We start from the raw sequence: 26,138 nt of genomic DNA, 5'->3' as shown, positions 1-26,138 counted from the left end.
CGTCCCTACTTCGCCACGGGGATGGACTGGCGTTGCAGATCGGTGATCGTCGCCGCGCCGGCTTCGGTGAGCGCCTTGCCGAGCGTCCCGTTTCCGGCGAGCGCGGCGCCGAACCCGTCGCGGACGTGGGCGTAGGTCTGTTCCATCGACGGTCCCCAGGTGAAGTCCTGGCTCACGCCCTTGCCCGCCTCGCGGAACACCGCGTCGACGTCCTGGCCGCCGAAGAACTGCGTGTTCTCGGGAGACGCCTTCGCCGACTCCTGGGCGGCGACGGTGGCCGGGTAGATGCCGCCCTGGGCGGTCAGGATGGCCAGGGCCTGCGGATCGGTGTTGAGCCACAGGGCGAACTGCGCCGCTTCGGCCGGGTGCTTGGTCCCGGCGAACACCGCGGTCGTCGAGCCACCCCAGTTGCCGGAGCGCTGCCCGCCCTTCGTCCACTGCGGCAGCGGCGCCACGGCCCACTTCCCGGCGGTCGACGGCGCGGCCTTGGCGATCGTGCCGACGCCCCAGACGGCGCCGGTCCAGGTGGCGATCTGGCCGGAGTCCAGTGCCTTGTTCCAGGATTCGGAGAAGCCCTGGTAGTTCGAAACCAAGCCCTGCGAAAGCAGGTTCTGCCAGTAGTCGGCGACCTTGGTGGACGCGGGGTCGGTGAGGTTCACCTTCCACTGCTGGCCGTCCTGGGTGAACCAGTGCCCGCCCGCCTGCCACACCAGGCCCGCGAACCAGTTGACGTCCTTCTGCGGGAAATGCGTGATCGTCAGGTTCGGGTCCGCGGCGTGCAGGGTCTTCGCGGCCTGCGCGTACTCGTCCCAGGTCGTCGGCACCGGCACCTGGTACTTCTCGAACAGGTCCTTGCGGTAGAACAAGCCCATCGGGCCGGTGTCCTGCGGGATGGCGAAGACGCCGTCACCGCCGACCGAGGCCTGCGCCCACGTCCAGTCCACGAACTTGGACTTGGCGTCCGCGACGCCGGGGCAGGCCGAGATGTCGCGCAGGCCCTGCTGGACGCGGAAACCGGGCAGCGAGTCGAACTCGACCTGCCCGAGGTCCGGCGCCTGGTTCGCCTTCAGCGCGGTGAACATCTTGTTGTAGGTGCCCTGGTTGCCCTGCGGCGTCTGCTCGACGGTGACGTGGATGTCGGGGTGCCCCTGGTTCCACAGGGCGACGGCCTGGTCGATGCCGGGCAGCCAGGACCAGAACGACAGCTCGACCTTGCCGCCCGAGGGCGCGCAGCCGGCCGCGGCGGGGGCGGCCGAGTCGGCGCTGCCGCAGCCCGCCAGGGCGAGCGAGGCGGCGGCCAGGACGGCGCCCCACCGGCGGAGCCGTTTCGTCGGGGAAGGGGTACGCGTCATTGCGTTCGGTCCTTTCGCGGGGCAGCTGCAGCTCGGCGCAGGAGTTCGGGAACGTTCCCGGGAATGTTCCCGGCCGTCGCACTCGGGGAGTATGCGCACCTCGGCGTGACCCCGTCAAGGGCGGCTGTCGACGGATTCGCCTCAGGCGGTCGCGCGGGTGATCAGCGAAACCGGCAGCGAGATGCGGTCGGCGGTGTCCGCCAGCAGGGCGCGGACCAGGGCCTGACCGTGGTCGTACTTGTCGATCCGGACCGTGCTGAGCGGCGGGTTCAGGTACGCCGACATCTCCAGGTCGTCGAAGCCGACCACCGCGCAGTCCCGCGGCACCGCGCCGCCGCGGGCGAGCACCGCCTGGACCGCCCCGATGCCCATCAGGTCGTTGAACGCGAAGATGCCGTTGACCTCGGGCCACTCCGACAGCAGCTGCCGAGCGGCTTCCGTGCCGCCCGGGATGGTCGGCGGTCCCTGGACGATCCGCGCCGACACGTCACCGAAGCCCAGCGCCGCGCAGGCGGTGACGAAGGCCAGCCGCCGCTCGTCGACCGCGACGCCGACCGAGCTGTCCAGCATGCCGAGGCAGGCGTCCGGCCGTCGCGCGAGCAGCTCGACGGCCGCCGCGGTGCCGGTCGCGAAGTCGTTGCACACCGAAGCCGCCGTCTCCGCCGGCAGCTCCCGGTCGGCGACCACCAGCGGAACCGAGCGCGCGTAATCCGCCAGGACGTCGTCGGGCATGCCGTAGAAGAAGCCGACGACCCCGCGCGCCGAGCGGGCCAGCGCGTCCTCGACGGCGTCGCGTTCCCGGCCCGGGTCGGCGTCGGTGTTGTACAGCACGACGCTGCAGCCGGCGGCCTCCGCCGCGTCGTACACCCCGCGCGCCACGGCCGGGTAGAACGGGTTCGCGATGTCGGAGACGATCAGGGCGATGACGTCCGACCGCTGGGTGCGCATCCCCTTCGCCAGCGCGCTCGGCCGGTAGCCGAGCCGGGTCGCCGCCGCCAGCACGCGCTCGCGGGTGTCCGGGGCGATCTCCGGCAGATCGCGCAGGGCCCGCGAAACCGTCTGCCGCCCGACGCCGGCCTCCCGGGCCACGTCCTCGATCGTCACGCGCTTGACGCGCGGCAGCCGCCCGCGTTCGGTCACGCCGTCACCTCCCTCCGGGTAAGACGCCGAGCCTAAGGGGTCAGCGCCCGGCGCCACTGGCCGGTGACGCTCCGGCGCAGTGCCTCGGTGTCGACGCTGCCCGGATCGAGCAGCCGCTGCAGCGCGATCCCGCGCAGCTGCCCGACGACGGCGGTCGCGACCTCGCCGGGGGCGACGCTCGCCTCGATGCTGCCGTCCGCGATCCCGGCCTCGACGTCTTCGCGCAGGTCGGCGCGGAAGGCGGCGTCCCGCTCGCGGAAGATCGGAGCCAGCTCGGGCTGGGTGGCGGATTCCGCCCACAGCAGCAGGAAAGCCTGGTTGAACACGCCGGTCCGGCCGAGCTCGCCGAGGTAGCCGTCGATCAGCCGCAGCAGGCGATCGAGCCCGGGTGGCCGGTCTTCCAGGCCGGGGACGAACCCCGCCTGCGTGGCCCGCGCGAGCCGTTCGACCAGCGCCTGCTTGCCGCCGAAGTGGTGGGTGACGATGCCACGGCTGTACCCGGCGCGTTCCCCGACGCGGGCGAGGGTCAGTGACCGCACGCCCTGCTCGACGACGAGTTCGGCGGCGGCCGTCAGCAGCGCGGCTTCGGCCTGGTCGCGGCGTTCCTGCTGGGTGCGGCGCATGATCCGGAGTCTAGCAAACTAACTTGCGTGTTGCCCAACAAGGATGTGTAGGGTGGGCGCCAGGAGGTCCTGATGATCGAAATCGAAGAGCACGCCCTCGACGCCCTGCTCGCCGACGACCCGGGCGGCCCGGTCGTGATGCTCAACCTGCTGCGGTTCCGCCCGGACGGCGGCCGGGAGAGCTACCACCGCTACGCCGAAGCCCTCCGCCGCGAGCTCAACCCCCGCTACGGCCTGCAAGTGGAGTACCTCGGTACCGGCGGCCCGGCGCTCGTCGCCGAAGACGGCCAGGCGTGGGACATGGTGGTACTCGTCCGCTACCCGGACCGGCAGGCCTTCGCGGCCATGGTCCGCGACCCCGAGTACCAAGCGATCACCCACCTGCGCACCGAGGCGCTGGTCGAATCGGTGCTGCAGCCGACCACGCCGGCAGGGGCCTGATGCCCACGGTGTTCGTCCACGGCAACCCGGAGACCGCGGCGGTCTGGGACCCGCTGCTGGCGGAACTCGCCCGCCCGGACGTGGTCTGCCTTTCGCCACCCGGCTTCGGGGCGCCCCTGCCCGCTGGGTTCGGCGCGACCCACGCGGACTACCGCGACTGGCTGGTGGGCAAGTTACGAACGGCACGAACTCGCCCGCCGCTGGCGGACACCGGCTGTGGGTGAGGCCGACGTCGCGGCGCGGTTCGGCGGCACGGCCGAGGCGCGCACGGCGGTGCTGGTCGAGCGGGGGATGGGCCGGGCCGTCGCGGCCGGCGTCGCGGCGGGACAGGACGAGGCGATGGGCCGGGCGGTGCTCGCCGTGTACCGGTCCGCGGACGAGCCCGGGCTGGGTTTGCCGCTGGAGCGGGCGGCGGCCCGGCCGGGTCTCGCCATCCTGGCCACGGCCGACCAGGTGGCCGGCACCGAAGAACAACGCCGCCGGGCGGCCGCGCGCGCCGGTGCCCGGGTCGCTGTTCTCGAGGGCGCGAATCACTGGTGGATGACCCACGACCCGGGTCGCGCCGCCGCGGTGCTGACCGGGTTCTGGGCGACGGTCCGCTGACGCTCAGCGGGCGGTGCAGGCCAGTTCGGCGAGGGGCTCGGCGGAGCCGGTCACGACGGCACCCCACGTCGTCGTCGCCCCGGCGGACAGGGTTCCGTTGTAGGCCTGGTTGGCCGCCCGCACCTGCCGGCCGGTCTGGGTCGCCGCGGCGTTCCAGGAGTTGGTCACCTGCTGGCCGCCCGCGAACGAGAACGCCGTCGTCCAGCCGGTCAGCGGAACCGAGCCGGTGTTCTTCACGGTGAACTCGAGCTGGTGGCCCCCGTTCCACGAGGACGTGACCGCCGAGGTCACCGCGCACGACGCACCGGCCGGGGTGGTCGTCGTGGTGGGAGTCGTCGGGGGAGTGCTGGTCCCGGTCGTGTAGCTGATCCCGGTGTAGGCGGCCGCGCAGCCGGAAAGGCATTGGTCGGGCAACGTGAAGCGGTAGACGCGGCCGTCGTTGACGAGCGTGTCACTCGCGTCGCGGACCCGGATCGCGTACGCGGTGCCCGCCGTGGCGGTCGGGCCGATGAGGAAGGCCTGCCCGAGGTCGCTGTCCGGCGGCGCCTGCTGCCAGCTGCCATCCGCGCCGAGGAATTCGACGCCGTGCACGCCGTTCGGCAGGTGCGACACGGCGATGGCCGTCCAATATCGTTGTGCGCCTTGGAGGAAGCCGAGTTTCAGGTCGCCGGTGTAGTTCGGCGCGGGCACCTAGGACCACGAGACCCGCCGGTTGTTCCAGTGCGCGGGGTTCATGTCGCCGACCGGCACGCCGTTCTTCACGAACCGGTTGAGCGACGCGGTCGAGAGGTCCAGGTGCCCGGGATCGTCGCGGCACCAGGCGTTCGAGTCGCCGCAGCTGTCGGCGACGACCATGGTCAGCTGGGCGCCGGCGTACCCGTCGGTCACCCAGGAACCGTTGCGGCAGAACGGTTGTCCCGGCGCGCCGTCGTTGACGCCGGTGCAGTAGTCGCCGATGGTGACCTGCACGAACCGCCCGCAGTTGCGGCCGTTGTCCCACAGGCCGATCTTCGCGGCCTGCGAAGGCGGGATCGGCCGCGGGTAGAAGCTGTAGTCGCCGGGGGTGTTGTAGACGTTGAGGGCGACGAAGTCCGGCGCGTCGAGCACGTCCTGCGGCGGGCCGCAGCCACCGTAGGGGGCGCCGAGCGCGTCGAAGTGGGTGGCGTTGCCCGTGATGGGCGCGGCCGGCGCGGCGCCCGACTTCCAGGGCCACAGCACGGAAACACCCACGACGAGCGCGGCGATCACCGCGAGCACACCCGGGCGCGCGGCCATCCGGCGGGAGGCGGATCCCATGGACTCTCCTTCCGCCCTGCGGGTGCCGCGGCAGGCGGAAGCGGCCCCGGCGGCGATCTCTGGAAGCGCTCCCAGAGTCCTCCGCGCACCCGCCGTTTGTCAATCGCCGGTAACCTCGCGGCATGCACCGCAGCCGGTTGTTCGGGATCTTCATCGACACGCCCGCCGGCCAGGCCGGCCAGGCCGCGACGTTCTGGTCGGCCGCGCTCGGGGCGCCGGCCCGCCCGGTGGCGGGTGAAGAGCAGTTCACCACGCTGGACGGTGCACTGCCCGGCTTGCTCCTCGACGTCCAGGCGATCGACGGCGAACCCCGCTACCACGTCGACATCGAAACCGACGACGTGACGGCGGAGGTCGCGCGCCTGACCGCGCTGGGCGCGGAACCGGTCTCTCGCTGGCTGGAGTGCCACACCCTGCGCGCGCCCGGCGGGCACCTGCTCTGCGTGGTGCCCGTGCACAGCGAGCCGGAGACGTTCGAACGGCTCGCCCGCGTCTGGCCGTAACGGAACCTCAGCCCCGCCAGGCCGGGTCGCGGCCGAGGAAGCCCATCAGCCTGTCCTGCGCCGGAGCGGTGTCGTCCACCGGCACCGCCGGGCCGAACTGGCCGCTGTCGCGCAGCATCCGCTCCATCGGCCGCATCGCCGTCAACGCCTCGGCGCAGCGTTCCTCGCCGAGGTCGGGCTCGCGGCCGAGGGCCTTGGCGAGGTCCCAGGAGTGCAGCCAGACGTCGCCCGTGTAGTACTGGTCGATCGCCTCGTCCACCGGCCGGTCGCCGGTGTGCGGGTTGCTGAGCACGCGCCCGGCGGGGTCGTCGAGGATGGCCTGGATGTCGGCGGTGTGGTGCTTCCAGGCGCCGGCCGGGTCGGCGTCGACGTCCAGCGCCGGCAGGTCGATCCCGGCGCCGCGGAGGAAGCCGCGCGGCCACTCGACCAGGTGCCGCACGACGTCGAGCGCCGTCCACCCCGCGACCGGGGCCGGCCGCGCCCAGTCGCCGGGTGCGGCCGACTCGACCAGGTCGGCGAAGCGGGCGGCTTCGGAGGCGTGCTGCCGGGCGGGGCCCGTGGGGGTCGAGGTCATTTCAGGCATCCTTCGCGAGCAGGTCGTCGAGCTTGGCGTAGCCTTCGTTGATCCCGGTGGCCATGCCACTGGACAGCATGCCGTCGCGGGTGGCGAAGTCCGCCACCACGCTCAGCACCCGCAGCCGGGTGCGGCCGCCGTCGAGTTCTTCCAGGGTCAGGGTTTCCAGTGCGACGTTGTCGGGCTCGCCGTCGTAGGTGAACGTCCACACGATCCGCTCGTCCGGGCGCACTTCGTGGAAGCTGCCGTGGAACGCGGCAATTTCCTCGCCCCCGCGGTCGCTGGCGAAGGCCCACTCGCCGCCCGTGCGCGCGTCCCACCGCGTGATCCTCGTGGTGACCGAGTGCGGCCCGACCCACTGCGCGTACAGCTCGGGGTCGACGTGGGCGCGGAACACCTGCGCGGGCGGGGCGTCGAACTCCCGGACGAGCCGGATGGTCGGCACCTTCTCGTCGGCCAGGATCTCGGTTTCGTACTTCGCCATGGTCATGACGCGTCCTTTCGGGGGCGGGCTTCCCGGGGCCCGGTTTCCTCGCCGGCCATGCGGCCCAGCAGCGCGTCGAGGCGCCGGTAGCGCTCCTCGGCCTGCCGCCGGTACCGCTCGATCCACTTGGTCATCAGGTCGAACACCTCGGCATCCAGGTGGACCGGACGGCGCTGGGCGTCCTTGCTGCGGGTCACCAGACCGGCCTCCTCCAGCACCTTCACGTGCTTGGAGACGGCCTGGAGGCTCATGTCGTACGGCTCGGCCAGCTCGCCGACGGTCGCGTCCGCGCCGGCCAGCCGGGCCACCAGATCACGCCGCGTGGGGTCGGCCAGTGCCGCGAACACCCGGTTGAGCCGCTCGCTGTCTTCGTCCACCGGTTCTTCCTCAACTCTTCGGTTGAGCAAGACGGTAGGGCGGGACTCGCGTATTGTCAACCTGAAGGTTGAGAAGGGGCGGGGTTCCGCGCGCGGAACCCCGCCCGGTGCTCAGAAGTGGTCCGGCGTGGCGATCCGGCTCCGGACCAGGGCGCCCGACGCGGTCAACCGGCCGGTGCCGTAGTCGCGGCCCGCGCAGGTGCCCGGCTGCAGTGCGGCGCTGCTTTCGTCGGCGTCGGAGTACGTCCAGTTCGCGTAGCTGATCTGCAACTGGTCGAGCAGGTCCAGCCAGGCCGTGGTGCTCGCCTGGTCGAGCGTGCCGCCGCCGGTGGCGGTCACCGTGCCGAACTCCGTGACGAACAGCGGCAGCTTCGCGGCCGCCCGGCTCACCGTGGCGCGGTAGTTGTCCTTGTGGCTGGCGGCGTAGAAGTGGAACGTGTACATGATGTTCGTGGCGTTGACGGGGTTGTTGACGATCTCGGTTTCGTCGGAGCCGTCGGACACGCCGAGCGACGACCACCCGCGGGTGCCGACGATCACGACGGCGTCCGGGTCGGCGGCGCGGATCACCGGGATGACCTGCTCGGCGTAGGACTTGATGGAGCTCCAGCTGACGCCGTTGGGTTCGTTGGCGATCTCGTAGATCACGTTCTTCCGGGCCGCGTTGCGCGCGGCCACCGCGGCGAAGAACGTCTTGGCGCGGTCGAGGTTGTAGTTCGGGTCGCCCGGGGTGAGGGTGTGGAAGTCGACGATCGCGTACATGCCGCGCTCCTCGGCCTCGCCGACGAGGGTGTTGACCCGGTCGGTGAACCACGCCGGGTTCGTCTCGTAACCCTTTTCCTGCACGTACATGGCGATGCGGAGCAGGTCGGCGTGCCAGTCGTTCGCGAGGGCGTCCAGGGACGCGTCGTTGTAGCAGGAGTCGAACCACTGGAGGCCGTGCGTGCTCATGCCGCGCAGCTGGATCGCCCGGTTCGCTTCGTTGCACAGGTGGACGCCGCAGACGTGCAGCTGCCCGTTGGCGGCGAGCGGGGTGCCGCCGGGGGACGGCGTGGTGGTCGTGGTGGGGGTCGTGGGCGTGGTCGGCGTGGTGGTGGTCGTCGTCGACCCGGTGCAGGTGACGCCGTTCAGGGTGAACGACGCCGGTGTCGGGTTGGCGCCGGTCGTGGTGCCGGTGAAGCCGAGGTCGGCGGCGGCACCCGTGGCGAGGGTCCGGTTCCAGTCGACGTTGGCGGCGGTCGCGGTCGCCCCGGACTGCGACCAGGTGGCGTTCCAGCCCTGGGCGACCTTCTGGCCGCTGTCGGGGAAGGTGAACCGGAGCGACCAGCCGGTGATCGGGTCGCCGAGGTTGGTGATCTTGACCCCGGCCTGGAAGCCGCCTTTTGAGCGGCGGCCGAAGCCTGCGGCATGGCGAGCACGGCCGTGCCGCCGAGAACCGTCGCGCCGGCGACCGCCAGCGCAGCGATGGAGCGCTTCATTGAACTCCCTCAGATCCGGTGTTCGAAGGTTTCGACTGACTGGGAGCGCTCCCAGGAATGAGAGCATCCAGCACCGGGGGACGTCAAGAGTGCTCCACCGCTGATGTCCGGCGGGTGTCACCGGCGGCCCGAGGTCTTGGCCGGGAGCCTCGCGCTCGCCGCGGCCACGGCGATGAGCGGCGGCGGGGACATACGTGCACACCGGAGGCACGTGGGGCCACGGCGACACCGGCGGCCGGGCCACCGTGCTCGATCACTCCGCTGGGGACGATCTCAGGCTTCGGATTCCCCTTGGAGGGCCCGGTTGAGCCGGCGGGCTTCACGCAACTCGTCTTCGAGGATGGCGATCCGGCAGGCGGCGTCCACGGCCGTTCCCTGGTCGACCAGCTCGCGGGCCCGCGCGGCCAGGCGCAGCTGGTGCCGGGAGTACCGCCGGTGGCCACCGGCCGACCGCTGAGGGGTGATCAGGCCCGCTTCGCCCAGGCTGCGCAGGAAGCCCTGGGTGGTGCCCAGCAGGTCCGCCGCGCGGCCCATCGTGTAGCCGGGGTAGTGCTCGTCGTCGAGATTTCCGGGCGCTGCCGGTCTTTCCCCGTCGGGGACCATTCCACCTCCACATCAGAAGGACCCCGGGCGCCGTCGACGGCGCCCGGGGTCCTCGAAAGGTTGGGTTTCACCATTGCCGGCCGGCGTGACCGCCGGCTTCCCGCGCCCGGCCCGAAGCCGGTCGGCGCGGGGATCGCTCATCCGTGACCGAGCACCACCTCCGAACTCGATGGGCCTACGGCACCCGCGCGGCGCTACCGGGCCGCTGCGGGCGATCCCATGATGGTCCCGTTCCCTTCCTTTCGTGTCTTTCTCGGTACGCCAAGAATGTTACCCACGTCCGCCACCGAATGTCTACCTTCGCCACAGCAGATTTTCTGCCGCCTGCGGACGCGCAAACGCAAGACGGAGCAGCTGACGTCCGGCCACCGCCACCAGATCGCCGTGGCAGCCCGCGGGGTCTTCGCAGCTCGGCTCTCCCGGTCCACCCGGGCAACCGTCGGCGCGCACCGGCCCGAGTGCGTCGAGCCGTCGCCCGGAGGTCAGCCAGAGGTGGACGGCCACGGCGGCGAGTTCGGCCGGGACGCCGTCGGCGCGCGCGGTGCCGCCGGACCGGTCGCCGAGCAGGCAGGCGCCGTGGCCGACGGGCACCGCGGCGACGGTGAGCCCGGGCAACCGGGCGAAGGTGGCGGCCAGGCTCCCGTACCCCTCGGCCAGGCACGGCCGGGGCGGCGTCACCACGAGGTCGGCCAGTTTCGCCCGGACGCCGCCGTCCGGGCCGGTGCTGACCGCGGTACCGCGCCGGTGCTGCCAGCAGGTGAGCGGTGGCCACGGGGTGCGGGTCACGGCGATCCGGTGTTCGTGGCCGCTCATGCCGCCACCGGGACCGGGAGCGGGACGGGCGAAGCGGGGACGCCGCGGGCCGGTTCGGGCAGGCCGAGCAGCCGGTACATCGTGCGTCGCAGCAGCCGCCCGGCTTCCCCGGGCCGCGAGCTGAGCAGTCCGCGGATCAGCTCGGGAAGCCCGTTGCGGTCACGGGCTTTCCGCGCGGCGGCCAGCTGCGGCGGCAACGCCCGGTCGTGCCGGCGGCGGGGCGTCCGGCGGGCCAGGACCGCGGTCGGCGTGCCGTCCAGGAGCGGCTGGCCCGGCGTGTTCTCGAGCAGGACGGCGGCGCCCGCGGCCGCCGCGTAGGCGGTGACCGACCCGTAGTCGCCGATCACGTAGTCGGCCGCGGCCAGCGCCGCCCGCCAGCCTTCTTCGGGCGGCATCAGCACGAGCCCTGCACGCAGGGCGTCGGCCAGCCAGGACCGGACCTGCCAGGCGCCGTGGTGGGCCCAGATGTTCGGGTGCAGCGCCCCGACCACCCGGAAGCGGTCACCCGGCAGCTCGGCGAGGACGTCGTCGAACAGGCCGGGGTGGCGGCCGAACGCCGAGCGCGGCGACCAGGTGGAGGTGACCACGACGACTTCCTGGCCGTCGGCCGCCCCGAGCGCCCGCCGGTAGTGGTCGCGGTGGGGAAGGCTGGCGGTGAGCCGGTCGAGGGCGATGTCACCGGTCACCACCGCGGCGGGCAGCGCCTGCGGGCACTCGCGGGCCAGCAGGGCGTGCTCGCGGTCGTGGACCAGCGCGAGCGCGTCGGCGCGAAGCCGGCCGTTCCGCATCAGCTGGTCGGGGTCCAGTCCGGTGCCGTGGTGCCGCGGCCGCGGCACGGCGGTGTCCGGCGGGCGCCACGGCCGGTACTGGCCGAACCCGCCGCCGTGGGGGACCAGCAGGGTGGGCGCGGCGAGGTCGTCGAGACCGCGGGTGCTGCCGGCGAGCACGAGGTCGAACTCGCTGCGCCGGGCCTGCGGCCAGGGCAGCACGACGCCGCCGTGGGAGCGCAGGAAGGCTTGTCCCGCCTGCCAGTTGTCGCCCGCTTCGGGGTCGGTGAAGACGACCTGGACGCGGTGGTCGGCTTCGAGCAGCGGCAGCAGGTCGAACAACCGGGTGCCGGCGACGGGGTGCGGAACCAGCACCAGAACGGATTTGGTGCCGCACCGCGTGGCGTAGTGCCGGTCGGCGCGCCCGACGGGACTGCGGACCCAGCTCGTCTCGGTCATGTGTTTCTCCCTCGCTGTCCGAAAACTGTCACCAGACTGCGCGGCGAGCCGGAAAACCGGGTTTGGCCTGCTGTTCACCATCTTGACAATGGATCGACGAAGATCGTCATTTCCGGACACTTGCGGCCGTGACCTGGTAGTTCGCGGTGGGTAATGCGAAAATGCCGTGGGCGGAGAGGGGCGGCGTCACGGCTCGCCGCGGGGAGGGGATCTGATGGAAATCGGGTTCGGAATTCTCGGGCAAACGGCTCTGCTTATGCACGGGAATATGGATGTGAAACCCGTCCGCGGCCGGCCGGGCCAGGTGCTGGCGGCACTGCTCGCGAATCCCGATCGGCTGGTGGCGGTGGACACCCTGGTGGACTGGGTGTGGGCGGACCACGAAAACCCGCCGCGGGACGCGCTGGGGGCGCTCCACCAGGCCGGCGCCCGGCTGCGGCAGATGTTCCAGGCCGACGGCGTGGACGCGGACATCACCATCGGCAAGGCGGGCTGCCGGCTCGACGTCGACCTCCGGCGGATCGACTACCACCGGTTCCGTGCGCTGATGGCCCGCGCGCGGGAGTTCCACGACCGCGGGCAGCACGACCGCGCGCACGTGGAGGCGTCGGCCGCGGTGCGCCTGCGGCGTGACGAGCCGCTGACCGGCCTGCGGACCGAGGCCGCCGGCGAGTGGCGGCTGAGGTGGGCGCGCAACGAGTGGGTCCCGGCCAACGCGTTCCTTGCGGCGCAACAGCTTCTGCTCGGGCAGACGGAACTCGCGGTGGCCCGCCTCGAAGAGCTCGACCTCACCCACCCGCTGGAACTGAGCCTGGTGAAGCTGCGGATCCGCGCCCTCGTCGCCGCCGGGCGGGCGCTGGAGGCGACCGAGTACTTCCGCCGCGTCCGCCGCGAGTTCCAGGAATGCGGCGACCTGCACGCGGCCGCCGAGCTGCTCGCCGTCTACAACGAGGTGATCAAACCCGGCGCGGCACCGTTCCCCGCGCCTGCGGCTCCGATCCCCGCGGCCGGGGAAGACCCGCGTGACGGAGAACCGGGGCTGCCCGCGGTCTGGCACCTGCCGCCCGACGTCGACGGCGTGGTGGGCCGCGAAGCCGTCCTCGCCGAGCTCGACGCGTTCACCGTGGACTCGGCCGGCCTGCCGCGCGCGGACGTGGTCATGCTGACCGGCGGGCCGGGCGTCGGGAAGACGACGGTCGCGCTGAAGTGGGCCCACCGGGCGGCGAACCGCTACCCGCACGGCGTGGTGCTGCTGGACCTGCGCGGGGACGGCCAGGTCGCGGGCGCGTCGGCGGCCGACGTCGTCGAGCTCCTGCTGGAACTGCTCGACGTGAAGGTCGACGAAATCGTCTCCCCGGTGGCGCGGGCCGCGCGGCTGACCCGGTTGCTGCGGCGCCGTCGCCTGCTCGTGGTGCTGGACAACGTCGCCCGCACCGACCAGGTCGAGCCGTTGCTGCCGGTGCTGGCGGAGTGCACGGTCGTGGTGGTGACGCGGCAGCGGCTGTCGGCCCTGCTCGCGGCCCGGCCGAGTCCGGTGGTGACGGTGGCGCCGCTGTCGGCGGACGCGGCGCGGGCGTTGCTGGAGCGGCGGATCGGGCCGCGCGCCCGCCAGGACCCGGCCGGGATGGCCGCCCTGGTGCGGCTGTGCCAGGGCAACGCCTTGGCGCTGACCCTGGTGGCGGTCCGCGCCGCGGCCCGGACCGGAATGCGGCTGCTGACGCTGGCGGAAGCCTTGCGCGACGCGGACATGCTGCTGGACGTCGGCAACGACGGCGACTGGCCCGGACGCAGCCTGCGCTCGGCGTTCACCTTGTCCTACCAGGGCCTGCCGCCCGCCGAGCGGCGGACGTTCGCCCTGCTGGGGCTGCACCCCGGCGCCGAGGTGGCGTCGGACGCGATCGCCGCGGCGGACGGGCGGCCGGTGTCGCAGGTGCGGCAGTCGCTGGCCGTGCTGGTGGCCGCGCACCTCATCGAGCAGCCGGGCGATCTCGACCGCTACCGCGTGCACAATCTGCTGCAGCTGTACGCGGAGTCGCTGGCGCGGCAGCTGGCCGACGGCGTGGCGGCGCGCCGGAGGCTGCTGGAGTTCTACCTGCTGACCGCCTACGAAGCGCACCGGACGGTGTACCCGGGGCGGGAGCGGCTGGAGCTGCCGCGCACCGGTGCGGACGTCACCCCGGTGCGGTTCACCACCCAGGCGTCGGCCCGGCAGTGGATCCTGCGCGAACGCCCGACCCTGACGGCCGCGGTCGGGCTCGCGGCGGAAGCGGGCCTGCCCGAGATCGCCTTCACCCTGCCGTCCCTCACGGCCGACGTGTTCGACCTCCACGGCCACTTCGGCGACATCATCGCCGGGTTCACGGTCGCCGCGGCCACGGCCGCCAGGGTGGGCAACGCGTACGTGGAGGCCTCGAGCCTCAACGACCTCGGGCAGGTCCTGCTGCTGATGGGTCAGGACGCCCAGGCCGAGCCGTACCTGCAGGCGGCGCTGCGGCTGGTCGACGCCCACGGCATCGGGATCGGCCGGGTGACGGTGATGCTGAACATGGCACGGCGGCACCTGCACGCCGGCCGGGTGGACCAGGCCGTGACGATGCTGCGCGAAACGCTCGAGGCGGCGCGGGCGCTGGGCGACCCCGAGCGGTGCGCGGCGGCCCTGCACCGGCTCGCGGACGCGTTGCTGGAGCAGGGCGGCCACCAGCTCGACGCGCTCGGGCTGTACCGGGAGGCCCTCGCGCTGCGGGAGCGCATCGCCGACGGCCCTGGCCGCATCCGGACCCACATCGCCCTGGGTGACCTGCTGACCCGGATGGGACGGCACGGCGAAGCGGGCGACCAGTGCGCTCGGGCGGCCCGCCTGATGGACGAGAGCCAGCACCTCCCGGCGGCGATGAAGCTGAACACCGTCCTGGCGCGGTTGCGCCACGCCGAAGGCGACGACCGCGCGGCCCTGCGCCACGCCCACCGCGCGGTGGAGCTCGCCGAACGGTCGGGGCACGCGACGGGACGGGGGAGGGCCATGGATTCCCTGGCGAGAATCCTCTTGGACCGCGGCAACATCGACGACGCCCGCCGGTTGTGGGAGCGCGCCGCACGGCTGTTCCGCGACCGGGAACGCGTCGGGCAGGCCGAGCGGATCGAGGCGGTGCTGGCGGAGCTGGATTCGGCGGTGGTCCCGCAGGCGAGGGACGGCGAGCGTGACACGGTGGCGATGCCCTCGCCGCGGTTGTCGTCTTCGGGCGACGAGCGGCTCGAGTCGACTTCTCGACGCGGAATCGCTGCGGACCACTGGTGATCGTTCGGGGTAGCAGCCGCGCGTAACGGCCCACCAATGGCCGCGGTCTATGATCACGAGCGGTGGCTCCCTGCATCACGGCCCGCCACATTCGTGGGAAAAGTCGACTCGAACGTGTGAAACAGTTTCGCGTTGCCCACGAAATCGTCATTCAGGTGGGTCTGTCGTCACTGGATCGATAGGTGTACCCCCACATTGAGTGACAGATGCGTTAAGCTATTGTGCTCGACACCATTAAAGAACGGCTGCTGATACGAGCAGTCGCATCACCCCCCGAGGTGTCGAGTTGAAGCGTCTTCTGTCGCATCCGCTGGTCTGGAAAGGCACGCTGTTCACCTTCTTCGTGATCGCGTGCTTGCCCTTCTTCTGGCGTTACTACTGAGTAGCCCAGGTGCCCGGATCCCCCGCCGGGCGCCTCGGCCGCTCAGAAATCGGTGAAGTCGGATCCGGTGGACGGCGACCTCGGTGGCCGTCCCCGTCCGCGAAGTTCCACGCCGGCGTCGAGCAACATGCGTTTGGTGATGTCCCGGCCCAATCCGAAGGCGCGGCCCGTTTCGATGATCGACTTCCCACTGGCATAGGTCTCGACCAATCCGGGCGGCGCGGGCGGCGTCATCGGCTGCGGCGCCCGGAAGGTGACTCCCTGCTCCTGCAAAACGGCGCGCAGCGTCCGGTAACTGCCGTCGAAGTCCGCCAGCAGGGCGCTCAACGTGGCGCCGGCCAGGTACCGGCGTTTCAGTTCGGCCGCTTCCCCGGCCGGCACTTCGGCGGGAAGCCGGTGCGCCCGCCGGTTCGGCTCGTGTTCTTCCCCGGCCTCGGTCACGAGATCACCGCCGCCCCGAACAGCTGATCCGGTATCGCCGGGCGGCCGGAGCCGTCCCGGGCGATCTGAGGTGTTCCTCCAGGCAAAGGGATGGACGAGGAGGCGTACACCGCCAGACGTGTTCTACCGGCTCGCCCGTACGAGCGAGGTTTGCGTTTGCCGGGGTCACCGCGGGGTCACCGGGCTGGGACGGGGAGGGAACGGGCGGCCTTCCGGTTCGGGACGGGGTCCGTCGGGGCGGGGTGCTCCTCGATCTTCGCTGTCCCGGAAAAGTGACACCAAAAGCTCGCCCGGGTGAACGTTGCGGCGCCCCGGTTTCTGGCACAGTGGGTCGCATGGGGGAGGATCTTGCCGCCGCCGTGGCGGCCGCCGTGCCCGTCGTCCGTGCCGTGATCCCGGACGCGCCCGCCGCGGTGCTGGGCCGGCTGCGGTTCGAGCCCGAGCCGCACCGGTTCCCGGACGAGCCCGCGCTGGCGGCCGCGCTCCGGGCCCTGCCGGCGTGGGTGGTCGAGCGGGTGCACGGCGCCGTGGAGCTGACCGTGGCCCGGCTGGAGGTTCCGGCGCCGCCGGTCGCGGGCGCGCTGAAGCCGCCGCCGGACGGCAGCTTCGGCTTCCTCACCTCCGGCGGCGAAGCCGAAGCCCTGCGGGAAACCCGCTTGCTCGCGCACACCCGGCCCGGTCTCTTCGAGCTGGTGGCGGAGCTGGCCGCGGGTTTCCCGGCCGGCGACACCGCCGAGGGCGACGAAGCCGCGATCGCGGCCGAGCACGGAGCCCACCACCTCGCGACCGCGCTGGTGATCGCGACGATCGCCGCCCGCGAAACCGGCCACCCCGGCGTCGCGGGCATCGTCGGGATGGCCGTCGGGACGGCCGCAAGCCTGCTGCGCGCGAGGCCGATGCCGGACGGCTACGCAGCGGCCGTCCGGGAGAAGCAGCGTGCCGAGTACCGGCTGCCGCAGTCCGGCGGCGCGTTCGTCGACGTCCGCGAGCACGTTTTCGCCTTGGCCGAAGGCGATTTCCCGGTCTTCGGCGACTTCGCCGGAAACGGTCTCGCGGAGGCCGCCGACGGCGGTGTGGTCGTCCGCACCGGCACGGAGAACGGCTCGGTGCGGGTGGGGGTCCGGGTGCTGGCCGAGCCGCCCGCCGCGGCGGAAACCCTGGGCTGGGAAGAAGTCGTCGACCTCAGCTGGCACGCGGAGCACGGCTCGGCCGGCGTCGGCGGGGGCGTGACGACGCCGCCGTGGCCCGGCGACTACCGCGTCCGCGTGCACGCCTACGGCCGCGACGACCCCGAGACCGAAAGCTACGACCTCTGGATCTGGGCGGCGCCGCCCGAGCCGCCCGTGGTGCACGCCCGGGCGGACCGCCTCGGCCACCGCCTGCGCGGCGAGCCGGAGCCGCCGGTCGTGGACCGGCCCGAGGCGCGTTACCGCTGGATCGGGCGGTCCCGGCTGACGGTGGCGGCGACCGTCACCGTGGCCACCGGTCTCCCGGCGGCGGACGTCATCCGCGCGTTCGGCGCGGACCCCGCCCGGCCCGAGCCGCTGGACGAGCTGCGCGAGGCGTACGCGGACCCGTGGCTGGCGGTCTTGGACCTCGACGGCGTCGTGGTGGCGATCGAGGAGAACGGCTACTTCGGCTCGCACGCGTCCGTGCTCACCGCCGCGTCCCGGGCCGGCCGGGCGGCGAGCATGTTCTGGAACGTCAACGCGGTGAAGCAGCTGTCGCTCGCCCGCGGCGGCGAAGTGCTCACCTCGTTCGAGCCGGGACTGAGCCGGCCGTCCGCGGACGAGGACGTCGCCGCGGCGCTGGCCGGGCTCGACCTGGAGAACTACCGCGACAGCACCGAGAAGGGCCTGGTCGCCGTCGAGCGGTTCACCGGACGGGGGCTGTACCCGGAAGACCTGGAGGACATCGACCGGGCCGGGGTGGCCTACCGGATCAGCGACCCCGGTTGACCGCGCTGATGTCGTCCTGGAGCCGTTCCCGGACACTCGAGCGGGCGTCCCGCGGCGCGGGCGACGTCGCCCGCGACGGCTCGCCCGCCGGGCCCGGCACCGGGTACACCTGGTGCTCCCCGGGCAGCGGGACGCCGGGGCAGATGGTGGCCGCCGGCCGCTTCCCGCCGAGGAAGAAGCCGTTCACCAGATCGTCCACACAGGAATTGCCGCTCACCGCGTACTGGCCGTGGAACGGCGAATCCGCCACCGAGATCATCGGGATCCCGGCCGCCCGCGCCGCCGCCTCCGCCTGCTCGTAGCCGGTCTGCGGGTCGAACTCGCCCTGGACGACCAGGATGTTCTTCGCGGCGGCCGGCGAGAGCGTCGGCAGCTGCTGGCGGGGCGGATCGGACCAGAAGCCGCACGCCTCGCTGAGGCCGTACGCCCAGCCGAACAGCGGGTAGGCCGGCCCCTGCAGGTCGCTCAGCAGCTTGTACCAGCTCGCCGTCCGCGTCGGCTGGTCGCCGCACGCCACGGCCAGCCGGGTCCCGGGCACGTCGGCGTAGTCGGGCTCCGGCGGGTCCGCCGCCACGTCGTCGGCGGTCAGCCGGTCCGCCGGGCGGCCGAAGACGGCCCGCGACGCCCGGTCGAGGTCGCTGCGCAGCGCGGCGGGCGGCGGGGTGGCGGCCGCCGCGTCGAGCGCCGCCGCGCCCTTGGTGAGGATCAGCGCTCCGGTCATCCACTGCCGGGTGCTGCCGTTGCCGACGAAGACCGAGTCGAAATCGTCCGGCGGGATGCCCTTGGTCTTGAAGAAGGCCCGCAGCTTCTCCCACTTGGCCTTGACCTCGCCCGCCGTCTTGCCGAGCTGGTCGGGGAACCGCCGCGCCAGCCACGGCGCGTAGACGCGGTCGAACTGGCGCTGGTCGATCTTCGGGAACGCTTCGAACGCGGCCTGGAGGCGGCCTTCGAAGTTCACGCTGGAGTCGAGCACCATCCGGCCGGCGCGCTCCGGGAACAGCGACGCGTACTTGGCGCCGAGCCAGGTGCCGTAGGAGAAGCCGAGGTAGTTCAGCTTCCCGTCGCCCAGCAGCGAGCGGATCAGGTCCATGTCGTGCGCGGTCTGCCAGGTGGTGATGAACGGCGCGAGCGCGTCGCTCTGGCAGGCCTCGGCCAGCACGCGCGGCGTCCGCTGGTGCAGCGCGATGCTTTCCGCCGAGCGGTCGCGGGCGTCGAGGTCGTCGTCCGCGGGCAGCCGCCCCAGCGGCACCCGGCACACGTACCCCTCGTCGGTGCCGCCTTCCTGGCCGGTGCCGCGCGGGTCCATCCCGATGATGTCGTAGTGCTCGTTGACCGTCGGTTCCAGCCCGGCCAGCGCACCCGCGAGCGACGTGCCCCGGCCGCCGGGCCCGCCGGGGTTGACCAGGATCGCGCCCTGCCTGCTGCCGGTGGCGGCCGCGCGGCTGATCGCCACCTGCAGGTCGGTGCCCGCCGACGGGGCCGCCCAGTCCCGCGGGACGGTGATCCGCGCGCACTGCACCGGGTGGGGCTGGCTCCGCTGCTTGAACGGGCAGGTGCCCCAGGAGACCTCCTGGCTCCGGTACGGCGCGAGCGGGTCGGGCGTGGTCGCGGCAGCGGGCGCCGTGGCCGCGACCAGGACCGAGACCGCCACCGCCAGTCCAGCTCGGGACGTTCGCACCGCAGTTTTCCTTCCTTGCGCACCGGCCGGGCAAGATCCAATCACGCCCGGCGGGGGGCGGCAGGGCGAAGCGGGGTGGATTCCTTCGATCCGGTGAACGCCGCGGTGCAGGTCAGGTGCGGTACGGGCCGTGGTTGCCGAGATCGGGAGCCACCCGCGGGTGCGGGCCGTCCTGGCCGGGCACCGGGGTGACGGCAGGGCGCCACGCGGGGTCCGTCGCGGCCGGCTCGACGACCACCTCGGTGGCCGGCCGGACGTAGGCGGTCTCGGTCACCGGCCGTTCGGTGTCGCGGTCCTGGAAGTGCTCCTCGACGATCCGGTCCTGACGGCGGCGGGCGAGCACGGCCAGCGTCAGCACGTGGGCCACGGCCATCAGCAGCAGGAACACACCCAGCCGGCCGACCAGCGCGGCCGTCGAGCCCGACCACTGCGGCCCGACGACCGAGAGCAGCGCGAGCACGCCGAACGAAACCAGGTGGAAGACGGTCACCACCATCCAGGCCAGCGAGCCGGTCCCCTCCCCGCCCTCCGGCCCGCTGAGGTAGCGCCGTCCGCCGCGGTAGAGCACCTGGCCGTCGGCCACCACGAACACCAGTCCGATGATGAGGAATCCGGTGAGGTCGTTGTCGGGCATGCGTCTCCTCCTCGTTTGCAGCGGAGTACCCGGCCGGGCCGCGGACGGGCGGAGATTCACCGGAACGAGCGACCCGTCGGTCCGCTCACACCGGGGAATCAATCCCGTTCGCCGGACGTCTGAGCGGGTGTGAAGAAGATTGGCTTCCTTTCGTTCGGCCACTGGTCGGCGAGCGCGCACTCCGAGACGAGGTCGGCCGCCGACTTCCTGCACCAGTCGATCGACCTGGCGGTCGCCGCCGAGGAGCTCGGCGTGGACGGCGCGTACTTCCGCGTGCACCACTTCGCGCGGCAGGCGGCCAGCCCGTTCCCGCTGCTCGCGGCGATCGGCGCGCGGACGTCGAAGATCGAGATCGGCACCGGCGTGATCGACATGCGCTACGAGAACCCGCTGTACATGATTGAGGACGCGGGCGCCGCCGACCTGATCTCCGGCGGCCGGCTCCAGCTCGGTATCAGCCGGGGATCCCCCGAGCAGGTGATCGACGGCTGGCGCTACTTCGGGTACGCCCCCGGGGAGGGCGAGACGGACGCCGACATGGCCCGGCAGCACACCGAAGTCTTCCTCAAGCTGCTCGACGGCGAAGGCTTCGCGCAGCCGAACCCGCGCCCGATGTTCGCCAACCCGCCGGGCCTGCTGCGGCTCGAGCCGCACTCCGAGGGCCTGCGCGACCGCATCTGGTGGGGCTCGGGTTCGAACGCCACCGGCGTGTGGGCGGCGAAGCTGGGCATGAACCTGCAGAGCTCGACGCTCAAGGACGACGAGACGGGTGAGCCGCTGCACGTCCAGCAGCGCAAGCAGATCGAGGCCTACCGCGAGGCGTGGACCGAGGCCGGCCACGAGCGGGAGCCGCGGGTTTCGGTCAGCCGCAGCATCTTCGCGCTGACGAACGACACCGACCGCGCGTACTTCGGCCGCGACCGCCACTCGCGCGACCAGGTCGGCATGATCGACGAGAACACCCGCGCGATCTTCGGCCGCTCCTACGCGGGCGAGCCCGACGAGCTCGTCCGGCAGCTCAAGGAGGACGAGGCCATCCAGGCCGCGGACACGCTGCTGCTCACCATCCCGAACCAGCTCGGCGTCGACTACAACGCGCACGTGCTGGAGAACATCCTCACCCACGTGGCCCCGGAGCTGGGCTGGCGGTGATGCGACGGCGGCCCGGTGGCGGCCGGGCCGCCCTTCGTCAGCCGTGGGTGACCTTCAGGCCGTAGAAGGCGACCCGGGCCCCCTTCGTCGTGCTGTCCGAAGAGGACTGGTTGTACGAGCCGGCCTTGAAGTACTGCTTGTACGGGTTGAACGACGACGGGATGCCGTAGTGCGTGGTGCTCCCGTTGACCGTGAGGTCGATGGTGTTGCCGCCGGAGATGCCGATCGTGTAGGTCCACGTCTTGCCGAGCGAGACGTGGCCGACGGTGTGCGCCGTCTGCCCGCCGTCGGGGGAGTTCTCGGTGCCCAGCACGATGTCGCCGCTCGCCCGGTAGTACAGCTCCAGCAGCGGTTTCGTCGACGAGCCGCCGGTGCCGAGGTGCACCTGGCCGACGCACACGTTCGACGTCACCGAGACCACGCGCAGGGTCGCGCTCAGCTTGTGCGACCCGCTCAGCGACCAGTTCGCGGCCGAGCCGTCGCGGTTCATCTCGCGCAGCTCCGAGCGCGCGTAGTTCGAGTTCGGCGTGGTGACGCCCTTTTCCGGCGCCCAGAACGTCATCGCACCGTCGCGGGTGTCGGTGTAGAAGTAGCTGTCCTGGAAGCCGTTCGCTCCCTGGAGCCGGGAGGAGGAGATGGTCGTCGGGCTGCCCGGCGAGCCGACCGGTTCCTGCAGCTGCCAGACCGAGAGGTCGAAGTTGCCGCCCGGGGCCACGGACGGGTCCGCCGCGAGCGCGGGGGAGGCGGTGGCCGCGGCCAGGGCCGGGATCGCCAGGAGGGCGAGCAGGGCACGAACACGCATCATCGGGTGTCCCTTCACGATAAATGGTCTGGACAACCCGGCGGCGTGGGACTCACGGTAGGTCGGCGCTCACCCGATGTCAAGATCGCCGCCCACGCGAACGGGCCCGGCCGGAAAACCGGCCGGGCCCGTCGATGCTCCGATCAGGCGAGGTCGAAGCGGTCCAGCTCCATGACCTTCGTCCAGGCTGCCACGAAGTCCGCCACGAACTTCTCACGGGCGTCGTCGCTGGCGTAGACCTCGGCCAGCGCCCGCAGCTGCGAGTTCGAGCCGAAGACCAGGTCGACCGCGGTGGCGGTCCACTTGACCTCGTCGGTCGTCACGTCGCGGATCTCGTAGACGTTCTCCGCCGACTCCGCCGCCTTCCACTTGGTGCCCGGCGCGAGCAGGTTGGCGAAGAAGTCGTTGGTGAGCACGCCCGGCTGGTCGGTGAGGACACCGTGCGCGGCACCGCCGTGGTTGGTCCCGAGGGAACGCAGGCCGCCGACGAGGACGGTCATCTCGGGCGCGGACAGGCCCAGCATGTAGGCGCGCTCGACGAGCAGCACCTCCGGCTGGAGCTTCTCGCCGGAGCGCAGGTAGTTGCGGAACCCGTCGGCACGCGGCTCGAGCACCTTGAACGAGTCGACGTCGGTCTGCTCCTGCGAGGCGTCGGTGCGGCCCGGGTGGAACGGCACGGTCGTCTCGACGCCGGCGTCGCGCGCCGCCTTCTCGACGGCGGCCGAGCCGGCCAGCACGATCAGGTCGGCGAGCGAGATCTGCGCGCCGCCTGCCTCGTTGAACTCGCGCTGGACGCCCTCGAGGACCTCCAGCACCTTGCCGAGCTGCTCGGGCTGGTTGACCTCCCAGTTGCGCTGCGGCTCCAGGCGGATCCGGGCCCCGTTGGCGCCACCGCGCTTGTCGGTGGAGCGGAAGCTCGCGGCCGACGCCCACGCGGTGGAAACCAGCTCGGAGACCGAAAGGCCGGACTCCAGGACCTTCGCCTTGAGGGCGGCGATGTCGGCGTCGCCGACGAGTTCGCCCTCGACGGCCGGGACCGGGTCCTGCCACAGCTGCGGCTCGGCGACCCACGGCCCGAGGAAGCGGCTGACCGGGCCCATGTCACGGTGCAGCAGCTTGTACCAGGCCTTGGCGAAGGCCAGCGCGAACTCGTCCGGGTTCTCCAGGAACCGGCGGGAGATCGGGCCGTAGACCGGGTCGAAGCGCAGCGACAGGTCCGTCGTGAGCATCGTCGGCTTGTGCTTCTTGTTCGGGTCGTACGGGTCCGGGATGATCTCCGGCGCGTCCTTGGCGACGTACTGCTTGGCGCCGCCGGGGCTGGTGGTGAGCTCCCACTCGTAGCCGAAGAGGATCTCGAAGAAGCGGTTGCTCCACTCGGTCGGCTTGTCCGTCCACGTCACCTCGAGGCCGCTGGTGATCGTGTCCGGACCCTTGCCGGTGCCGTGCGTGCTCAGCCAGCCGAGGCCCTGGGCCTCGAGGTTCGCGCCTTCCGGCTCGGGGCCCACGTGGTCGTCGGCGATGCCGGCGCCGTGGGTCTTGCCGAAGGTGTGGCCACCGGCGATGAGGGCGACGGTCTCCTCGTCGTTCATCGCCATCCGGGCGAAGGTTTCGCGGATGAAGTGGGCCGCGGCCTCGAAGTCCGCGCTGCCGCGGGGGCCTTCGGGGTTGACGTAGATGAGGCCCATCTCGGTCGCGCCGACCTCGGGCGCCATCTCCGAGTCGCTGACGTAGCGCTCGTCACCCAGCCAGTCGTCCTCCGGGCCCCAGATGATCTCTTCGGGCTCCCAGACGTCCACGCGGCCGAAGCCGAAGCCGAAGGTCTTGAAGCCCATCGACTCGAGGGCGACGTTGCCGGCGAGCACGAGCAGGTCGGCCCACGAGATCTTCTGGCCGTACTTCTGCTTCACCGGCCACAGCAGGCGGCGCGCCTTGTCCAGGTTCGCGTTGTCCGGCCAGCTGTTGAGCGGGGCGAAGCGCTGGTTGCCGTCACCGGCACCGCCGCGGCCGTCGTGGATGCGGTAGGTGCCCGCGGCGTGCCAGCTCATGCGGATCATCAGGCCGCCGTAGTGGCCGAAGTCGGCGGGCCACCAGTCCTGCGAGGTGGTGAGCACCTCGGTGATGTCGCGCTTGAGGGCCTCGACGTCCAGCTTCGCGAACTCCTTGGCGTAGCTGAAGTTCTCGCCGAGCGGGTTGCCCTTCGGGGAGTGCGCGTGCAGCACGGACAGGTCGAGCTGGTTGGGCCACCAGTCCTTGTTGGTGCGCGGACGTCCGCCCGTCTTCGGCTTCGGCGAGTCGATCGCCGGGTTTTCGCTCTCGCTGCCGTGCGAGGTCACCGAGTCGTGCGCGACCGGGCAACCGGCCGCCGCCTTCTTGTCCACGCCCTGCGCGCTGGACGGGTTGTCCTGGGTGGAGCTCATTTACTTCCTTCCGGGAGCGGCGAATCATTGCGGAGACGCTCGGCCGCGCAGTCGGGGCAGGTGCCCCAATAGACGACCTCCGCCTGGTCGATCACGAAACCGTGGTCGTCCGAAGCGGTGAGACAGGGGGTGTGGCCGACGGCGCAGTCGACGTCGGCTATCGCCCCGCACGAACGGCACACGACGTGGTGGTGGTTGTCACCCACCCGGGCCTCGTAGCGGGCGTTCGCCCCGGCCGGCTGGATCCGCCGGATCAGCCCGGTTTCGGTGAGCGCCCGCAGCACGTCGTAGATCGTCTGGTGCGAGACCGTCGGTTGCTCGGCGCGCACCAGGTCGATCACCGTTTCGGTGTCGACGTGGGGATGGTCGCGCAGCGCGGCCAGCACGGCCAGCCGGGGCCGGGTGACCCGCAGCGAGACCGCCCGCAACTGCGCTTCGAAGTCTGACATCGCCGCCGACCCTAGGACCTTTTCTGGAATGGGTCAAGTTTTGGTCCCTTAGTCGAGTGGCGCAACCGGGGTTCACGCTGAGTCAGCGGCACGGTTAGAGTCCCGGGCATGCCGGACACGCAGTACGAAGACCTCCTCCGCCACGTCCTCGACACGGGCGCCCGCAAGGGCGACCGTACCGGCACCGGCACGAGGTCGATCTTCGGGCACCAGCTGCGCTACCGCCTGTCCGAAGGCTTTCCCCTGATCACCACGAAGAAAGTCCACTTCCGCTCGATCGCCTACGAGCTGCTGTGGTTCCTGCGCGGCGACGCGAACGTCTCGTGGCTGCGGGAGCACGGCGTCACGATCTGGGACGAGTGGGCGGCGGCCGACGGCGACCTGGGGCCGGTCTACGGCGTCCAGTGGCGGTCGTGGCCGACCCCGGACGGCGGGCACATCGACCAGATCGCGGAGGTCCTGCGCACGCTGCGTGAGAACCCGGACTCGCGGCGGATCGTCGTGTCCGCGTGGAACGTCGCCGACATCCCGCGCATGGCGTTGCCGCCGTGTCACGCGTTCTTCCAGTTCTACGTCGCCGACGGCGAGCTGTCCTGCCAGCTGTACCAGCGCAGCGCGGACCTGTTCCTCGGCGTGCCGTTCAACATCGCCGGCTACGCCCTGCTGACGCACATGATCGCCGCGCAGGTCGGCCTCGGCGTCGGCGACTTCATCTGGACGGGCGGGGACTGCCACATCTACGACAACCACGTCGACCAGGTCCGCACGCAGCTCGCCCGTGACGCGCGGCCGTTCCCCACGCTCGACCTGAAGCCGGCGGACAGCCTGTTCGACTACACCTACGAGCACTTCGCGCTCGACGGCTACGACCCGCACCCGGGCATCAAGGCGCCGGTGGCGGTGTGATCGGGCTGATCTGGGCCCAGTCGGCGAACGGCGTCATCGGGCGCGACGGCGAGCTGCCGTGGCACCTGCCGGAGGATCTCAAGCACTTCCGCGCGGTGACCGCGGGCGGGGCGGTGCTGATGGGGCGCCGCACGTGGGAGTCGCTGCCGCCGCGGTTCCGGCCACTGCCGGGCCGGCGCAACCTCGTGCTGTCGGCGACCCCGCAGGAGGGGGTCGAGACGTTCCCGGACCTGCCTTCGGCGCTGGCCGCGGGGTCCGGTGACCGGTGGGTGATCGGCGGGGCGGCGGTGTACCGGGCGGCGCTGCCGTTCGCGGACCGGATCGTCGTCACCGAGCTGCGGGAGTCCTTCGACGGCGACACGTACGCACCCGAGGTCGGGCGGCCGGCGGACTCCGTGGGGGAGTGGCTGGAGTCCTCGACCGGCCTGCACTACCGCTTCCTCACCTGGGGCTGAAGCCCGCACTTGCCGACGTGGACCATCGCGCTATACGGTGACTGGAACTAGAACAC

General features: G+C 72.0%; 27 protein-coding genes. 9 read left to right on the top strand and 18 right to left on the bottom strand.

Going from position 1 to position 26,138, the window contains the following annotated elements:
- Positions 1 to 5 precede the first annotated feature (5 nt).
- From IE317_RS23040 to IE317_RS23030, 3 genes are all read right to left on the bottom strand, one after another.
- On the bottom strand, positions 6 to 1,352 hold the full coding sequence (locus IE317_RS23040; RefSeq protein ID WP_191313366.1) for an ABC transporter substrate-binding protein: 1,347 nt from the start codon (positions 1,350 to 1,352) through the stop codon (positions 6 to 8).
- Between the two features lie 141 nt (positions 1,353 to 1,493).
- Complete coding sequence (locus tag IE317_RS23035) at positions 1,494 to 2,492, bottom strand: LacI family DNA-binding transcriptional regulator (RefSeq protein WP_191313357.1); 999 nt, start codon at positions 2,490 to 2,492, stop codon at positions 1,494 to 1,496.
- Between the two features lie 32 nt (positions 2,493 to 2,524).
- Positions 2,525 to 3,115 (bottom strand): TetR/AcrR family transcriptional regulator, encoded by a 591-nt coding sequence (locus tag IE317_RS23030; protein WP_191313355.1) that lies wholly within the window; start codon positions 3,113 to 3,115, stop codon positions 2,525 to 2,527.
- 72 nt (positions 3,116 to 3,187) lie between these two features.
- On the opposite strand from IE317_RS23030, the gene IE317_RS23025 reads away from it, so the two are divergent.
- The 3 genes from IE317_RS23025 to IE317_RS45600 are packed head-to-tail and all read left to right on the top strand — an operon-like array spanning position 3,188 to position 4,159.
- The gene (locus tag IE317_RS23025; protein WP_191313353.1) at positions 3,188 to 3,556 is read left to right on the top strand and encodes a DUF1330 domain-containing protein; all 369 of its coding nucleotides are present in this window, start codon (positions 3,188 to 3,190) and stop codon (positions 3,554 to 3,556) included.
- Complete coding sequence (locus IE317_RS45605; protein WP_415306543.1) at positions 3,556 to 3,780, top strand: alpha/beta fold hydrolase; 225 nt, start codon at positions 3,556 to 3,558, stop codon at positions 3,778 to 3,780. The genes IE317_RS23025 and IE317_RS45605 overlap by 1 nt, the downstream gene beginning before the upstream one ends.
- Positions 3,773 to 4,159 carry a hypothetical protein gene (locus tag IE317_RS45600; protein ID WP_415306542.1) on the top strand — a complete coding sequence of 129 codons (387 nt, stop codon included), beginning with the start codon at positions 3,773 to 3,775 and terminating at the stop codon, positions 4,157 to 4,159. Before IE317_RS45605 ends, IE317_RS45600 begins: the two co-directional genes overlap by 8 nt.
- A gap of 3 nt (positions 4,160 to 4,162) precedes the next feature.
- Here IE317_RS45600 and IE317_RS44660 read toward each other — a convergent pair whose 3' ends face one another.
- Positions 4,163 to 4,849, bottom strand: coding sequence for a cellulose binding domain-containing protein (locus IE317_RS44660; RefSeq protein WP_229902867.1), 687 nt, complete (start codon positions 4,847 to 4,849; stop codon positions 4,163 to 4,165).
- The gene (locus IE317_RS44655) at positions 4,850 to 5,455 is read right to left on the bottom strand and encodes a hypothetical protein (RefSeq protein ID WP_229902866.1); all 606 of its coding nucleotides are present in this window, start codon (positions 5,453 to 5,455) and stop codon (positions 4,850 to 4,852) included.
- A 122-nt stretch (positions 5,456 to 5,577) separates the two neighbouring features.
- Between IE317_RS44655 and IE317_RS23010 the strand changes: the two genes are divergently transcribed.
- Positions 5,578 to 5,958: a VOC family protein gene (locus tag IE317_RS23010; protein WP_191313351.1), complete on the top strand. Its 381-nt coding sequence runs from the start codon at positions 5,578 to 5,580 to the stop codon at positions 5,956 to 5,958.
- 7 nt (positions 5,959 to 5,965) lie between these two features.
- Here the strand turns inward: IE317_RS23010 and IE317_RS23005 are convergent, their stop codons facing one another.
- From IE317_RS23005 to IE317_RS22975, 7 genes are all read right to left on the bottom strand, one after another.
- Entirely contained in the window at positions 5,966 to 6,532 is a 567-nt protein-coding gene (locus IE317_RS23005) for a TIGR03086 family metal-binding protein (RefSeq protein WP_191313349.1), read from the bottom strand.
- Between the two features lies 1 nt (position 6,533).
- Entirely contained in the window at positions 6,534 to 7,022 is a 489-nt protein-coding gene (locus IE317_RS23000; RefSeq protein ID WP_191313347.1) for an SRPBCC family protein, read from the bottom strand.
- Positions 7,019 to 7,393 carry an ArsR/SmtB family transcription factor gene (locus IE317_RS22995; RefSeq protein ID WP_191313345.1) on the bottom strand — a complete coding sequence of 125 codons (375 nt, stop codon included), beginning with the start codon at positions 7,391 to 7,393 and terminating at the stop codon, positions 7,019 to 7,021. Before IE317_RS22995 ends, IE317_RS23000 begins: the two co-directional genes overlap by 4 nt.
- Before the next feature lie 111 nt (positions 7,394 to 7,504).
- Complete coding sequence (locus tag IE317_RS22990; RefSeq protein WP_229902865.1) at positions 7,505 to 8,938, bottom strand: cellulase family glycosylhydrolase; 1,434 nt, start codon at positions 8,936 to 8,938, stop codon at positions 7,505 to 7,507.
- Positions 8,939 to 9,144: 206 nt separating this feature from the next.
- A complete protein-coding gene (locus IE317_RS22985) occupies positions 9,145 to 9,474 on the bottom strand; it encodes a MerR family transcriptional regulator (protein ID WP_191313342.1) in 330 nt (109 codons plus the stop codon).
- Positions 9,475 to 9,768: 294 nt separating this feature from the next.
- Positions 9,769 to 10,287 (bottom strand): hypothetical protein, encoded by a 519-nt coding sequence (locus tag IE317_RS22980; protein ID WP_191313340.1) that lies wholly within the window; start codon positions 10,285 to 10,287, stop codon positions 9,769 to 9,771.
- On the bottom strand, positions 10,284 to 11,513 hold the full coding sequence (locus IE317_RS22975) for a hypothetical protein (protein WP_191313338.1): 1,230 nt from the start codon (positions 11,511 to 11,513) through the stop codon (positions 10,284 to 10,286). Before IE317_RS22975 ends, IE317_RS22980 begins: the two co-directional genes overlap by 4 nt.
- Positions 11,514 to 11,781: 268 nt before the next feature.
- On the opposite strand from IE317_RS22975, the gene IE317_RS22970 reads away from it, so the two are divergent.
- The gene (locus IE317_RS22970; protein WP_191313336.1) at positions 11,782 to 14,808 is read left to right on the top strand and encodes an AfsR/SARP family transcriptional regulator; all 3,027 of its coding nucleotides are present in this window, start codon (positions 11,782 to 11,784) and stop codon (positions 14,806 to 14,808) included.
- Between the two features lie 424 nt (positions 14,809 to 15,232).
- On the opposite strand, the gene IE317_RS22965 is transcribed toward IE317_RS22970, so the two are convergent.
- Positions 15,233 to 15,631: a helix-turn-helix domain-containing protein gene (locus tag IE317_RS22965; RefSeq protein WP_191313333.1), complete on the bottom strand. Its 399-nt coding sequence runs from the start codon at positions 15,629 to 15,631 to the stop codon at positions 15,233 to 15,235.
- Positions 15,632 to 15,966: 335 nt separating this feature from the next.
- Here IE317_RS22965 and IE317_RS22960 point away from each other — a divergent pair, with 335 nt between their 5' ends.
- Positions 15,967 to 17,589: a DUF6461 domain-containing protein gene (locus IE317_RS22960; RefSeq protein WP_191313332.1), complete on the top strand. Its 1,623-nt coding sequence runs from the start codon at positions 15,967 to 15,969 to the stop codon at positions 17,587 to 17,589.
- On the opposite strand, the gene IE317_RS22955 is transcribed toward IE317_RS22960, so the two are convergent.
- Entirely contained in the window at positions 17,573 to 19,240 is a 1,668-nt protein-coding gene (locus IE317_RS22955) for an alpha/beta fold hydrolase (protein WP_191313478.1), read from the bottom strand. The two genes, IE317_RS22960 and IE317_RS22955, sit on opposite strands and share 17 nt — an antisense overlap.
- A 139-nt stretch (positions 19,241 to 19,379) precedes the next feature.
- Positions 19,380 to 19,901 carry a hypothetical protein gene (locus tag IE317_RS22950; protein WP_191313330.1) on the bottom strand — a complete coding sequence of 174 codons (522 nt, stop codon included), beginning with the start codon at positions 19,899 to 19,901 and terminating at the stop codon, positions 19,380 to 19,382.
- A gap of 129 nt (positions 19,902 to 20,030) precedes the next feature.
- On the opposite strand from IE317_RS22950, the gene IE317_RS22945 reads away from it, so the two are divergent.
- Entirely contained in the window at positions 20,031 to 21,053 is a 1,023-nt protein-coding gene (locus IE317_RS22945) for an LLM class flavin-dependent oxidoreductase (RefSeq protein WP_191313328.1), read from the top strand.
- Positions 21,054 to 21,090: 37 nt separating this feature from the next.
- Here IE317_RS22945 and IE317_RS22940 read toward each other — a convergent pair whose 3' ends face one another.
- The 3 genes from IE317_RS22940 to IE317_RS22930 all read right to left on the bottom strand — a co-directional run bounded on the left by IE317_RS22940 (position 21,091) and on the right by IE317_RS22930 (position 24,721).
- The gene (locus IE317_RS22940) at positions 21,091 to 21,858 is read right to left on the bottom strand and encodes a polysaccharide lyase family 7 protein (protein WP_229902863.1); all 768 of its coding nucleotides are present in this window, start codon (positions 21,856 to 21,858) and stop codon (positions 21,091 to 21,093) included.
- A gap of 140 nt (positions 21,859 to 21,998) precedes the next feature.
- The gene (gene katG / locus IE317_RS22935; RefSeq protein WP_191313325.1) at positions 21,999 to 24,272 is read right to left on the bottom strand and encodes a catalase/peroxidase HPI; all 2,274 of its coding nucleotides are present in this window, start codon (positions 24,270 to 24,272) and stop codon (positions 21,999 to 22,001) included.
- A complete protein-coding gene (locus IE317_RS22930) occupies positions 24,269 to 24,721 on the bottom strand; it encodes a Fur family transcriptional regulator (RefSeq protein ID WP_191313323.1) in 453 nt (150 codons plus the stop codon). The genes katG and IE317_RS22930 overlap by 4 nt, the downstream gene beginning before the upstream one ends.
- A gap of 108 nt (positions 24,722 to 24,829) precedes the next feature.
- Here IE317_RS22930 and IE317_RS22925 point away from each other — a divergent pair, with 108 nt between their 5' ends.
- Positions 24,830 to 25,627: a thymidylate synthase gene (locus IE317_RS22925; RefSeq protein WP_191313321.1), complete on the top strand. Its 798-nt coding sequence runs from the start codon at positions 24,830 to 24,832 to the stop codon at positions 25,625 to 25,627.
- Entirely contained in the window at positions 25,624 to 26,082 is a 459-nt protein-coding gene (locus IE317_RS22920; protein WP_191313319.1) for a dihydrofolate reductase, read from the top strand. The genes IE317_RS22925 and IE317_RS22920 overlap by 4 nt, the downstream gene beginning before the upstream one ends.
- The last annotated feature ends 56 nt before the right edge of the window (positions 26,083 to 26,138 follow it).

It is taken from the genome of Amycolatopsis bullii (assembly GCF_014654205.1).
Lineage (GTDB): Bacteria > Actinomycetota > Actinomycetes > Mycobacteriales > Pseudonocardiaceae > Amycolatopsis > Amycolatopsis plumensis.
The sequence above is the reverse complement of the archived record's forward strand: the minus strand, read 5'-3'. Positions and strand labels throughout refer to the sequence as shown.